The 15,119-nt window shown below is 44.3% G+C and carries 3 protein-coding genes; 1 reads left to right on the forward strand and 2 read right to left on the reverse strand.

Annotation, left to right across the window (positions count from 1 at the left end):
* Nucleotides 1–53 precede the first annotated feature (53 nt).
* Nucleotides 54–1,088, forward strand: a complete 1,035-nt coding sequence (locus tag F6K57_RS13635; RefSeq protein WP_293021384.1) for a sterol desaturase family protein — start codon at nucleotides 54–56, stop codon at nucleotides 1,086–1,088.
* Here F6K57_RS13635 and F6K57_RS13640 read toward each other — a convergent pair.
* Together F6K57_RS13640 and F6K57_RS13645 are read right to left on the reverse strand one after the other, a co-directional pair.
* A complete protein-coding gene (locus tag F6K57_RS13640; RefSeq protein WP_293068323.1) occupies nucleotides 1,069–2,592 on the reverse strand; it encodes an MFS transporter in 1,524 nt (507 codons plus the stop codon). The two genes, F6K57_RS13635 and F6K57_RS13640, sit on opposite strands and share 20 nt — an antisense overlap.
* Nucleotides 2,589–15,065 carry a non-ribosomal peptide synthetase gene (locus F6K57_RS13645; protein WP_293068326.1) on the reverse strand — a complete coding sequence of 4,159 codons (12,477 nt, stop codon included), beginning with the start codon at nucleotides 15,063–15,065 and terminating at the stop codon, nucleotides 2,589–2,591. The genes F6K57_RS13640 and F6K57_RS13645 overlap by 4 nt, the downstream gene beginning before the upstream one ends.
* Nucleotides 15,066–15,119: the final 54 nt, after the last annotated feature.

The following is a 15,119-nucleotide window of genomic DNA, read 5'->3' on the forward strand; positions in this document are numbered from 1 at the left end:
ATCCTATAAGGATTGCTTGGCTAGACGCCTACTTCCCCCACTTCGCAATTACGATGTTAGATTTACTGCAATCATCTCGAATTCAGTTTCTATGGCGAGGGTGTCAGAATGTCGCTGGGATAACTTTAAGATTGGTAGTGATCTGTTTTCTAGTGCAAACCGCGATCGCCTGGAGTGACCTTGCCTACATTAGGACATTGGCCGAAGAAATTCTCATAACTCTTAGCCACGAGATCTCCCTTAATCCGTGGTTTTATGGGATTGTCTCAATGATTCTACTGATCGAAATCTGGTTACCCGCACGTCAGCAGGCTCGGCTGTCCGTTGGTTTCTGTCAAGACTCCTTGTGGTTGCTAGGTGACCTTGTCGAAACGATTCTTTTTCTGAAGCCTTGCATCTCCGTTCTTTACGCTTTGAGCAATCGTGTCGGTTTCCCTATCTTTGATAGCGCAACAATACTTCCTCCACCAATCATGTTAGTGCTCGGCTTTCTGCTTAGCGACTTTCTAATTTGGTTTGGACATATTCTACGCCACCATATCCCAGCCTTTTGGTATTTTCATGCTGTCCATCACTCCCAAACCGAACTGAACCTCTTGAGTGGTCTACGCTTTCATATCGTTGATAAAGCAATTGCTTATATCATTGTTGCTTTACCCATGATCGCGCTTGGGATTTCTGCGCCTTCTATCATTCTATTTAAAGTGTTGCAAAAGTGGTATTTACGTATCTATCATGCCAATCTCAAACTCAATTATGGTTGGTTGAAGCATATCATGATTACCCCTCAGTCTCATCGCATTCATCATTCAATTGAAGCACAACATCGCGATCGCAATTTTGGCTCAATTTTAATTATCTGGGATTACTTATTTGGAACTCAATACTGCCAATATGACGAATACCCAGCAACTGGCATCGACGATCCGAATTTTCCCCTTGAAAGCAGTCGCCAGCCGCACCATCTTCTGATCAACTTTATTCATCAAAACCTCTACCCATTTCAGCAACTTTCGAAATTCTCAATTAATCACGATAGGTTTACAGGTTGGTTCAAAAACTTGTTTGTTATTCAACCTCAGAAATAACATCAGATGAATCATCTCCAATTACATCAGGTAGCTCATCCTCAAGGTATCTCAACCGAGGTAAAAAATAAGCGATGCAAGTCATGGTAAGCGTTAAGATTCCCATGCAAATATAAAGCAAACCAATACCTCGGCCAGGACCTACCCCGATCGCTTGACCAATCAGTCTAGCACCTGGGTTATCTCCACTCATAAAGCGTTCAAAGTAATGATCAGCAAGGAAGCCAGCAAGAAGAAAAGAAATAGGGATTCCAGAGCGAGCAACTGATCTTAATAACGCTAAAACCCGCCCTAGTAATTCAGGGGCTACTTTACGTTGAAAGATACTAATAATGGAGCTGTTAATTAAGGGGACAGGTAGAAGCAAACAAAAACTTGAGATCGTAACTAACCAAATTGAGGGACGAATACCTTCAAGCAGAATGGATAAGCCGATTAAAGCCATGCCAATCAGAATGGTGCGCATTTGATTTTGCTTACCTCCTCTGCTCATTGCCACTAGACCTCCTGCAACCATACCAACATTTGAGCAGGACACAACTAGGCCAAAACCGATCACTGATGCGAAAGAAAGAATGAGGGGAGCCTCTAAAACAGCATGGGCTCCTATCAAAAAGTTACAGACTGTTAGTAGAAAAGTAAGCCATAGAAGACCTGATCGTTCTTTACAGTAATTCCAGCCAAGGGCTAAACTCTGCATAAATGACTCATGCTCAGTCTGCTGCTCAGTTTCAGCGGCAATCTCAGGGAATTTGACGATTAAGAGAGATACTAGGGCAAAGGCCAGGGTAATGAAATCGATAGCCACAATGCCTTCAAACTGAACGATCCCTAATAAAGCTGCAGCTAGTGCAGGTCCTATCAACTTGGATATGGCTTGACTCGTTTGCATCATACTGTTAGCACGAATTAGCTTATCTTTAGGGACAAGCAAACTGGTTGCAGCAAGATAGGCTAATTCTTGAAAGGTGCTAAAGCTAGATCGCAATATATTAGTCAGGCAAATATGCCAAAGTTCTAAATGACCTGTTACGTACAACCAAGCTACTATCAAGGTAGACAAGCCAGCACAGAAATCACTGATTATCATTGTCCATCGGCGATTCCAGCGATCGATATAAACTCCAGCAATGGGACTGATGAGAATAGTAGGCAGCAAAGTAGATAAAATAGGCAATGAAAACAGGGTGACAGAATCCGTGTGTGAATAAACCCAGATGCTGATGGCAAAACTGGTAAGCCTGGAGCCAAGTAGAGAAACGACCTGGCTGAGCCAGATGAAGCTGAAGATTTCCATACCCTCTAGGGCAGTAAATTGCTTCGTGAAAGCGTTAATGATGGGAAAGCTGCTACCATTAATGCGTGATTGCTTTATATCAGTCATTTGATTTATCAGTACATCACTGCCCGAACAATTTGCAGTTTTTCTAAGCAAGAGAGATAGAAAAAGGAAGATTCTTTTACTGTGACAAACCCTACCTGGCAAATTTGAAATAGTTCTCACAACCTTGCCGGAGCATCAAGGTAATTCTCTTGAATTAGAAAAGATAGAAAGAGGTTGAGATATGCCTGGTTGATGGATTCCAACTGAATATTACTTTGAGCTAAACCATTAGTCAAATTTTGATAGTCAAATCTCAGCACCTTGCCTGTATAAGGAGGATTATAGGGTGAGAACGCAGGAAATAACGAATATAGACTGTTATTACTCGCTTGAGAAATTTCTAGTTGTGTAAATTGAGTTCGCCACTCTGAATAGGGGATAGCTTCTAAAGGATAGCCAAAAGCCTTGATCCACTCAAACAATGTTTGTAGATTTACGGTTTCAGGATTATTGATATGGAAAACTTTACCCAGCTGACCTTTCAAAGATAGATGAACAATTGCTTTACTTACGTAATCTACAGGAGTCAATCGGTCTACCATCTGATCACTGTCGGGATATTTGCCAAACTGGATACAACCTCTCAGGAAAATGCAAAGGAAGTCCTGCATGTTCATGATGCCTGTCTGGCAATGGCTAAAGACTCTCCCTAGTCGGTAAATTGAAGTGGGTAATCCACGATTTCGTGCCGCCATAACAAGTTTTTCTGCTACCCACTTGCTCTGGCTGTATCCTCCTTTGAGTCCTTTGCCATGAATCAGGGGATCATCCTCAAAAATAAGGTTTTGTCCAGAATAACTTCCGGCAGAAAAAACTCCAAGGGTTGAAATATGGTGCAGCGGTTTGACTCGACTGGCACATGCTAGCTTTATAATCTCCTGGGTTCCTGCAACATTTACCGGACTTAAAAAAGAGTATGGATACATGCTATTGACCCAGGCTCCAGAGTGATAAATAGATTCAACCTGATGACTGAGCTGTTCGTACTCTGATTCCTCAAGACCAAACTTAGGCAGTGAGAGATCTCCCTTAATCACAACCACTCGCGATTGATAGGTTTCATGCCAAAGACCAAAAGATTTCAGGAGCTTGTGCAGGCGCTGCCAACCCTGAAGGGGATCGCCAGTCCGCATGAGACAGTAAATCTTGGCTGAAGTTTGTTTGAGTAATTCATGCAGGAGAAAAATACCGACAAAACCTGTTGCTCCTGTTAAAAGAATGTGATCTGGGTTGCGAGAAATTTGTGCCTTAGCAGGCTTGATGTTTGGATCTAAAATGGCTTCAGCTTCTAAATCAACAAAAGATGTGCCAAGTTTTGAAATATCCTGATCGCTATTTCGAATCCGATCTATAGCTTGAGCCAGCTCTAACAGTGTTTTGGAGGTAAATAAGAGTTGAACGGGTAGACTAATTTGCAAAGCTTCTTGTAGGCGAGAAATAACCTTAACAGCTAGCAAAGAATGTCCCCCAAGGTTAAAGAAGTTGTCATAAAGACCAATCTGGTCCACTCCTAAAACATCGGCCCAAACCATTACTAAGAGTTGCTGGGTGGAGGTGGAAGCAGGGACAAAAGTTGTCTGTCGCTGCAAATCAGAAACGTTGGGCGCAGGCAGTGCTTTACGATCTATTTTGCCATTGGGCATTAAGGGTAATTCTGCCAGTGACACAAACGAACTGGGCAACATATAAGCTGGTAAGCTTTGCTGCAAATATTGCCGCAAGACTGGTGGATCTACATGAACGTTATCCTTCGCTACCACATAGGCAATCAGTTGCCGATCTCTAGTCTCAGATTCACGAGCGATGGTGACAGCCTGACTAATATCTGGATGTTGGCTTAAGACGGTTGTAATTTCACCTAACTCAATGCGGAAACCACGAATTTTAACCTGTTGGTCCAAGCGACCCAGGTATTCAATGGAACCATCAGGCAAGTAACGGGCTAGGTCACCAGTTTGGTACAATCGCCCAGCACCAAAGGGATTAGCAATAAACTTTGTGGCAGTCAACTCTGGACGATTTAAATAGCCACGGGCTAACCCTGCCCCTCCAATATACAACTCGCCAGGAATTCCTATCGGAACAGGTTGTAGATGACTATCCAACAGATAAACCTGCGTATTCACAATAGGGCGACCAATAGTACCAGCACTATGAGCGGACTGTAAACGACAGATCGTAGCATCTACAGTACATTCTGTTGGACCGTAGAGATTAAAGCAGTGAATTGTCTCGCAGCTTTGAACCGCTAGCCAAGTGGAGGAGGCAATCGGTTCTCCACCTACTAAGATGGCTCTCAGGGGTACTTCATCTGTGCTAAGGAGACCTGCTTCTATCAACCAGGTGAATTGCATGGGTGTACAGTCAAAAACATCAATCTGATATTGCTTGAGATAGTGCAGTAGAGTTGAGCCGCTGTATCGATCGCTTTCTGGAACAATGACTAGGGTGTGCCCATGTAAAAGTTGAAGAATCTGCTTAACCGATGTGTCGAAGGCATATGAACCATTAATACTAATGCAAAGGTTCTCCTTACTATGAGTCAGAGAACTGTAAACAGCGTGCAATAATCCCTGATCCAGGTTCAGTACAGAATGATGAGTGATCGCTACGCCTTTGGGTTGTCCAGTAGACCCTGATGTATAGATGACATAAGCAAGGTTAGTAGGATGGACCTTACTGTGAACTGTATCAGTGCTGTATTTAGCAAAAACGTCATCTTCTACATCCAAGCAGATGATTTGAGGTCGGTGAAGCGGTAATTCCTTTAGCAAACATTGTTGAGTGAGGAGCAGCCCAATCTCTGAATCTTCCATCATGTAAGCAATTCGATCACTCGGATAGGTGGGGTCTAAGGGAACATATGCCCCTCCTGCTTTAAGAATACCTAGCACGCCCACCACCATCTCTAGGGAACGCTCAACACAAATACCAACTAATACTTCGGGGCCTACACCTTGCTGCTGTAAGTAATGAGCCAACTGATTAGATCGCTCATTCAGTTCCCGGTAAGTTAGTTTCTGCCCTTCGAATATTACAGCAATGGCATCAGATGTGCGCTCAACCTGAGCTTCGAATAATTGATGAATACATTGATCATGAGGATAATCTTTCTGAGTTTGATTCCAGGCAACTAACAGTTGCTGTTCAGCCTGAGTCAGGAGGGGAAGTTCTGCAATTCCTTGAGTACTATCAACAACAATGGCTTGTAAGAGAGTCTGAAAGTGGCCCAACATCCGTCGAATTGTTTCAGCCTTAAATAAACCAATATTGTAAGTACACCGTCCTGCCAAACCTTCAGGATTCTCAAAAAGATCAAGTTCAAAATCAAACTCACGAATGGTCTTCAGTTCTACGCCTAGACGTTCTACTTTCAAATCAAAGAGTTCTAATTTATCACCCAGGGCATTCTGCAAAGCAAACATGACCTGAACGATAGGATGATGATTGAGGTGACGTTCTGGTTGTAAGGTTTCCACCAGTTTTTCAAAAGGCAAATCTTGGTGAAGATAAGCCTCCAAGGTTGTTTGTCTGACCTGAGCCAATAACGCCTCAAAGCTAGGATTGTTAGACAGATCAGAGCGCAGTACCAGGGTGTTGACAAAAAAGCCCAGCAACGATTCAACTTCAACCTGTTTGCGGTTGGCGATTGGCGATCCAACCACAATATCTGATTTTCTGGTGTAGCGCGAGAGCAACACTTGAAACGCTGCCAGTAAGGTCATAAACAGGGTGACACCTGCTTTTTGGCTTAGGGTCTTCAGTTGTTGCGTCAGGCTAGAATCCAGCCAGAACCACTCTATTCCTCCCTCAAAGGTAGCTACCTCTGGGCGAGGATGATCTGTGGGGAATTCTAACAGGGGAGGAGCACCATCAAGTTTCTGTTTCCAATAGTCTAGATGGCTTGTCAGGGCTTGACCTGCTAACCATTGCCGTTGCCATTGGGCAAAGTCGGCGTATTGGATTGTTAATGGAAAGAGTGGAGAGGTCTCTCCTTGACAAAAGGCTTGATAAAGTTGAGATAGTTCCTGAATGAATACCCCTAATGACCACCCGTCTGAGACAATGTGGTGTATGGTTACTAGCAATACATGGGTAGTGGGGGACAGACACAGTAACTTGGCACGAATCAGTTGATCTTGACTAATATCAAAGGGCTGGTGGCTTTCTGCTTGAATTTGATCTTTAACTTGGCGTTCTTGGTGTTCGCTGTGTAATTCAATCACTGGCAAGGTAAAGATTCCAGCCTCATTAATATACTGGTAAGGTGTACCCGTATCATCAGCTTTAAAGGTGGTCCGTAGGGTCTCATGACGATGAATGATCGCTTGAAAACTTTGCTCCAATGCGGTGTGGTTCAACACACCCTCAAGTTTGAAAGCATTGGGGACGTTATAGCCAGCGCTCATGCCTTCGAGCTGAGTTAGAAACCAAAGCCGTTGCTGAGCAAACGAAACGGGCAAGAGTGTTGCACGAGAAACGGGCTGAATGGCAGGAAAAGAGATTAAATCCCCTTGCTGAGCAGTCTCTATTGCCTGGGTGAGATCCCTCAATGTCGGTTGCTCGAACATCACTTGCAAAGGCAGTTCAACTCCTAGTCTATGGCGAATCCGCGACATCACCTGAGTTGCCAATAAAGAATGTCCCCCTAGCTTAAAGAAGTCATCGTCAAGGCTAATCTGTTCAATTCGCAAAACCTCACGCCAAATCGCAGCTAACAACTCTTGAGTCGGGGTCTTCGGTGCAACAAATGCTCCCTCTCGAGCCACATCCATAACATCGGGGACTGGCAAAGCGCTGCGATCGACTTTGCCATTGGCGGTCAGAGGTAAATGGTCTAAGACAACAAAGTGCTGAGGCAGCATATACTCAGGCAACTTGTTTTGCAAAAACTGGCGTATTTCAGGAATCAGTTTGTAAGTTAGCTTACTTTGTAGGGGGATATTGGCATAGTCTTGCCTCAGCTTAAGAGGACTTCGGTGCTCTTGCCAAAAGGCAACCTTTTGAAGAGCTGAGACAACATCCTGGTCCTTGGGAACAGTCTCACGTAGAAAAACTACATCATAATACCCTGTTGAACTGGCTTCCCACCAACTCAAATGCACCTGATAGCCCAATTCTTCTGCTAATTCCCAGAACATATCCGGCTCAACGCCACTGGAGTTGTTGTGTGCTCCATCACCCATTACATCCATTAGATGTTGTCGGAGATGTTTAACGGTTTTGAATTCCTGAGACGATTGCTCCAGACATTGTTGGACTTGTAATGCCTGTTGAATTCGCCCATTGGGAATACGACGAATACCCAACGATTCTGGACGTTCTTCCAACAACACACGCCGAACTTGAGTCAACATGTCTGGGTCATCCTGCCAGTCCTGCCAAGGAATTGTTACATTTTCCCTTGGTTGAGTCATGCTGAGATGGAGCGTTACATCATAACGAAACTGGGTTAACTCATTGTGATGTTTGCCTCGCTTCGGTTGAACTTCAACATGGCTAATTTCAGGGAAATAGTGAGGTAAGGTAACAAAGAAATCTGGATCAATGACAAGCTCTTCTTCCGCTTGCAAGCTCTGCTGACATCGAGTTGTCAGTTCCTGTAACAACATTGAATCGTCCGCTTGCAAGTATTGCACCATCGTATGAAACTTATCTAATAAGGGTAAACTCCGAATATCTCCCACAAAAATGCGACCGGGGGTGCCAGGAATAATGACATCTATTGCCCCTTGTAAAACCTGGAGAAGATAATGAATACTGGGGAAGTATTGAATGACTGAATTGAGTATAACGGTGTCAAATTTTTGCTTAGGAATGCCTTCAAAGTCATGGGCTAATTTATGATGAAAAATAACATGATTTAAGGTCGTTTTACTTTGCTGTAGATTTTGGTTATAGGCTAAGGCTGCCCTGGAATAATCAGTTCCTTCATAATGTTTGCAATGGGGAGCAATTCGACTTAACAATAATCCTGTTCCACAGCCAATTTCTAATACTGACTGAGGGTGATAATGCTGAATTCGCGACACGGTATGCTCAACCCATTCCCTCATTTCGATAGCTGGAATTGGCTGACCTGTATAACTGCTATTCCATCCTACAATATTGAAATCCAAGTTAGATTTTAATCCTGTCTCATCCGGTTCTGAAGTGGATGGACTGTAGATTTCTTCGTAGAGGGTTTGCCAATCCTCTAATAATTCCTGTTCTGCCTGAGCAAGTAATGCAGCAATCCCTTGTCCGCGCCAGTCAGGCACTAAATAAGCAATCAAACTTTTATGACTGGTTGCATCTCTATGCACCGTAGCAACGGTTTGAGAGACAATTGAATTCTGCCGAATCGTTGCTTCAATTTCTCCCAGTTCAATGCGGAAACCACGAATTTTAACTTGATGGTCGACTCGTCCAAGAAACTCAATATTGCCATCAGGAAGGTATCGAGCTAAGTCTCCTGTTCTGTAAAGTGTGTCCGAAGTTGAAATCTGGAGGGGTTCTTTTGATTCTCTCCCTTCATCCTTTTCTATGACTTTGCCAGAGAGAAAGGGATTCACGATAAAGCGTTCTGCGGTCAGATCAGGACGCTTGAGATACTCGCGTGCTAAGCCGTCTCCGCCAATATAAAGCTCTCCAGGTACTCCAACTGGAACTGGGTGAAAAGTTTGATCTAACAGATAGACTTGAGTGTTTGAAATCGGAGATCCGATCGGAATTGATGTGCCGATCTCATCAAGATCTCGAACAGGGTAACAGCAGGTAAAGGTGGTATTTTCTGTTGGACCGTAGCCATTAATCACCAGGGTGTTGGGTAAGGCTTCAACTACGGTTTGAACATGAGCAACAGAGAGAACGTCACCTCCAGCTAAGAGTTGTTGAACAGAGGAGAAAGCTTCAAGATGCTCTTCCACCATTTGATGGAAGAGCCCAGCAGTGAGCCAGAGAATCGTAATGTGATGATGCTGCAGGAGGTAAGCAATTTCAGCCAGAGAAGAACGAGAGGCTGGAGCGAGCACCAAGGTAGCTCCGTTGAGTAACGCACCCCAAATTTCAAAGGTGGCTGCATCAAAAGCAATGGAGGCGAGTTGTAGAAAGGTATCCGCTGCGGTGATGTTAACATAGTTGGAATTGACCACCAAACGAACAACTCCCCGATGGGAAACTGCAACACCTTTGGGTTTACCTGTAGAGCCGGAAGTATACATCACATAGGCAAGATTGTCAGCGGTGATTGATTTTCCGCTCAAAGAAGTCCCAGCCTGGGTTTCTAGGGTAGGAGAGATGGTGTCTGTTAACGTTCTCTTCAAATCAGGCTGGACATCGTGTTCTTTCCGGTTAGTCGGTTGTTGAGCAGCAAACTCTCTTAAGTTGATTTCATCTAAACAAATGAGGAAACAGGTCTGAGAATCCGAAAGGTGGGCTCGAAAAGCTGTTTGAGTAATTAATATCGGTATTTGTGTATCTTCGGCAATGAAGGCCAAACGTTCTGAGGGGTAGTTTGGATCAAGGGGCACATATGCTCCCCCAGCTTTAAGAATTGCCAGTATGGCCACAATCAGGTCAGGCGATCGCTCCAGGCAAACCCCAACCAATACGTCTGGATCGACACCCCAGTTCCGTAAGTAAGCGGCAAGCTGATTGGCCTGGTAATCCAGCTCCTGATAAGTAAGTTGTTGGTCTTCAAATACTAGGGCAATGGCATCTCCTGATCGTTCTACCTGTTGCTCAAATAGTTGATGAATACAGGAGTTACGAGGGTAGTCTCTTTGAGTCTGATTCCATTGCGTTAGAATCTGGTGTTGTTCAGCAAGAGTCAGAAGGGGCAACTCATCGATCCTTTGACTGCTATCGATCACCACTGCTTGCAATAACCTCTGAAATTGTTCAAATAACCGCTGGATCGTTTCAACTTTGAACAAATCACCCCTGTAAATACAGGAGCCGACCAACCCCTGAGGTTTTTCCCAAAGGTAAACCTCCAAATCAAATTCGCGGGTTGTCTCAACCTCTGATCTGAGGGACTTGACTTCTAAGTCTGGTAGTTCTAAATCAGCATCTGGAACATTTTGCAAAGCAAACATGACCTGAATAATCGGATGATGGTCAAGACGACGCTTCGGTTGTAATTCCTCTACTAATTTCTCAAAAGGTAGGTCTTGATGCGTGTAAGCCTCTAGCGTGGTTTGTCTAACCTGTCTCAGCAGTTCCACAAATCTAGGATTGCCGGACAAGTCGGAACGCAATACCAGGGTATTGACAAAAAAACCAATCAAAGGCTCAATTTCAGCCTGATTACGATTAGCAATGGGCGCACCCACCACAATATCGGTCTGTCTGGAGTAGCGAGATAATAATATCTTAAAGACAGTAAGCAAGGTCATAAATAGGGTAACGCCTGCTTTTTGGCTGAAGGCTTTCAGATTCTGGCTCAGGGATGCATCAACCTGAAAACTGACCTCCCCCCCTTGAAATGTTTGCACAGCAGGTCGAGGGTAGTCTGTGGGCAGTTCTAATAGAGGGGGAGCGCCTTCCAGTTGTTGTTTCCAATAGTTGAGTTCAGCCTCTAAAACTTGATCGGTTAGCCATTGCCGTTGCCAACAGGCAAAATCTGCATATTGGATCTGTAAAGGGGAAAGGGGAGAAGATTGATTCTGGCAAAAAGCTTGATACAGTTGGAGTAGCTCTTGTTGGAATACCCCGATCGACCAACCATCACAAATAATGTGGTGTATCGTGACCATCAAAATATGATCAGTAGGCGACGATTGCAGCAGTTTGAAGCGAATGAGCCTGTTGTGAGTCAGATCAAAGGGTTGTTGACTTTCTACTTTAATTAGCTCTTTAATCTCGGCTTCTTGTGCTCCTGCTTCCAACTCAATCACGGGTAATGTTATCGTTCCAGGCTCATTAATCCGTTGACAGGGAATACCTTGACGATCAATGGGGAAGGTAGTGCGTAGGCTTTCATGACGTTCGATGAGGGCTTGCAGACTTTGTTGTAGTGCGGGTCGATTCAAATTCCCAGTTAACTGAAAAGTTCTACCCGTGTTATAGCTTGTTGTATTGACCCCTTCAAGACGATTGAGGAACCAGAGCCGTTGTTGGGCAAATGACAGGGGAAATGATTTGGGGTCGCTTAAGGGGTTGCGATCGATCGGCTGAATAGGAGGTAAGGGAGAAAAATCTTTCTTCTGAACAGAGTTCACAGCCTGAGCAAGGTCTATTAACCTGGGTTGCTCAAATAGAGTGATCAGTGGGATCTCAACCCCAAAACTTTGACGAATTCGAGAGATAACCTGAGTCGCTAATAACGAATGGCCTCCCAGTTCAAAGAAATCATCCTGCAGACCCACCTGTTCTAAACCCAATGCCGAGGCGATGATATTGGCAATAACAATTTCAACCGGACTGCGAGGCGGAACAAAGGTAGCTTGTTGTAGGTGTTGCAAATCAGGAGCAGGCAAAGCAGCACGGTTGATCTTGCCATTGGGGGTCAGGGGGAATTCTGACAGCAAAATGATCGCCATTGGCACCATATAGTGAGGCAAGAGTCCTCGCAAAAACCTTCGCAGTTCAGGAGCAGAAGGCTGATCACTCCCACTGTGCAAAACTGCATAGGCGACCAATTGTTGTTCGCCACGTTGATCTGGTCTCAACAAGGCAATTGCAGTCTGAATGGCTGGATGTTGTTCCAGGGTTGCACTGATCTCTCCGAGCTCGATCCGGAATCCGCGCAACTTAACTTGGTGATCAATCCGTCCTAAAAACTCAATTCTGCCATCAGCAAGATAACGCACCCGATCACCCGTTTTGTATAAACGATTGGCTAGAGAGTTTGCAGGTAAAGCCTTGCCAAAATCCTCGTGCAGCCTCTTTAAGCTGTGAGGCATTGCGGCAAATGTTGCCTGGGTCAGATCAGGACGGTTGAGATAACCTCGTGCAAGACCGATCCCCCCAATATACAACTCGCCAGGAATACCGATCGGAACCGGCTGACCATAGGGATCTAGAATATAAACGTTGACATTGGGAATGGGGCGACCGAGTGTAATGATAGGGTCCTCTGGTTGACAAAGGGCGATAGTCGTATACACACTCGCCTCTGTTGGGCCGTAAGCATTAAAAAATTCCCGACCCTTAGCCCACTCTTGCATCAACGGAACAGGACAGGCTTCCCCTCCTACAATCAGCACTTGTAAACTGGGGATTGGCATGAGCGGTAAAGTCGCCAGGGCAGATGCAGGTAATGCCAAATGCGTAATTGCCTGCTGCTGGAGAAGTTGCACTAAATCTAAACTCGGCAGTAAAGATTCTGATGGATTCAAGCACAAGCAAGCCCCAGAACTTAAAACCATCAAGATTTCTGAGATTGAAACATCAAAACTCAAGGAGGTAAATTGAAGAACCCGACTGTGGGGGTTGACTTTAAAAGTCGCAATCAGAGTTGCTGCTAGATTGCTTAACCCCCGATGCGTGACCATTACTCCTTTGGGTCGTCCGGTAGAGCCAGAAGTATAGATTACATAGGCTAGCGTCTCTGCAGTAATGGCAGAGGTTGGTGCTGTCACAGGTTGGTTGGCAAAAACAGCAGAGTCGCTCTCTAACATCACCACTTTTGCTGGGTGAGATGGAAGTCTAGTCAGTAGAGTGGGCTGAGTCACAAGCACCGAAACTTGTGCATCTGCAAGCATATAAGTGAGCCGTTCTTGGGGATAGGTCGGATCAAGAGGGAGATACGCTCCACCTGCTTTAAGGATGCCCAGAAAACCCACAACTAGCTCTATAGACCGTTCGACACAAAGACCTACGACAACTTCTGGACCAACCCCAAGACTTTGGAGATAATGAGCGAGTTGATTAGCCCGATCATGCAATGCTTGATAAGTGAGCGTTTGCTGTTGAAACTGGACAGCTATAGCATCTGGATGCTGAGATACCTGCTGCTCTAACAGAGTTAGAACCTGTGAATGAACAGAAATGTCACACAGAGAATCCATTTGGGTTTGATTCCAAGCAACTAGGAGTTGATAGGATTCCTCAAGACTTAAAAGCGGCAGGTGACAGATCGATTGATCAGGATTTCTGACAATTGCGGCAAGGAGCGTTTGAAAATGCCCAATCATTCGAGCAGCAGTGTCCTGATCAAACAAATCCGTGCTGTATTCTAACTTCCCTCTCAGCCCAGATTCCCGATTCTCAAGACATAGGGTCAAATCAAACTTGGCCGTGACCCTTTCCGTTGGTAAAGGAGTCAGGGTTAAATCCGAAAACTTCCATTCATCAACCTCATTCTCCTGCAGAACAAACATCACTTGAAACAGCGGATTGTAACCAGGGTTTCGTTCGGGTTGTAGCTCTTCCACAAGCTTCTCGAACTGCAAATCTTGATGGGAATAAGCGTCTAACGTTACCTGTCGTGTCCGATCCATTAATTCTCGGAAGCTTGGATTACCAGAGAGATCAACCCGCAACACTAACGTATTGACAAAAAAGCCAATCATTGAATCAAGGGCAGGATGATTGCGACCCGCGATCGGAGTGCCCACTATAATATCTTCCTGGCCGCTATAACGGCTTAGTAAGACCATAAAAGCCGTCAACAATGTCATGAATAGTGTTGTTCCGGCTTGGTAACCCAGTTCTTTAATTTGTTGCGTCAGGTCTTTACTGAAGTCAAAAAGCTGAGTCGCACCTCGAAAGGTTTGCACTGGAGGGCGAGAATGATCAGTAGGTAAATCTAGCAAAGGTGGTGCGCCAGCTAATTGATGTCTCCAATACTCCACCAGATTTGCCAATCGTTCTTTTGATAAGCATTGTCGCTGCCAGTGGGCAAAGTCTATATATTGAATTGGTAACTCAGGTAATGGTGAAGACTCATCATTCAAAAAAGCCGTATAAAGACTTCCGAGTTCTCGCAACAAAACTTTTGTAGACCAGCCATCTGTAATAATATGATGACAAGTTAATAGTAAGATATGCAAAGGCTCTGACAGATGAAGCACTGTGGCTCGCAATAATATCTCTTGAGATAGGTCAAAAGCATATTGATTTTCTGCCTGAATGAATTGTTCTGTTTGAGTCAACTGCTCTTGGCTAGGTAGCGATTGTAAATCAACAACTGATAAGATCAGATTTAAACTAGGTGCAATTGCTTGTATTGGGCTACCTTTTTTTATGGAAAATGTGGTTCGTAGCACCTCATGACGGCGAATAATCTCATTTACACTTTGTTCAAGTATTGAAACATTGAGTATTCCTGAAATTTGAAAATTATGAACCACATTGTAGTTAGTATCACCAGGATTAAGCTGATTTATAAACCACAGTCTTTCTTGAGCAAAGGAGAGACTATAGTTTCCTTCACGAGGAACTTTTACAATAGTTTCAACTGCTTGATTATTATATTTCTCCCACTGTTGTAGAGTCTCAATTATTGCTATTTTATGCTGTTGCAACTGATCTCGTAAGGCTGGATTTAAAGCTCCTTCTGGAGCTCTACATTTTAACCTAGGTGCTTGAGTTGAATCACTATATTCAAGCCATAGCTTTATTCCCAAACGACTGATATCAGATAAAAGATTCTCGATTACTGTCATAAATATCCTGTTTTATAAGAGCTTGAAATGCTTAAACTTTTTGCTCAACAAATT

The sequence above is a fragment of the Moorena sp. SIO4A5 genome, from assembly GCF_010672005.1.
Taxonomy (GTDB): Bacteria; Cyanobacteriota; Cyanobacteriia; order Cyanobacteriales; family Coleofasciculaceae; genus Moorena.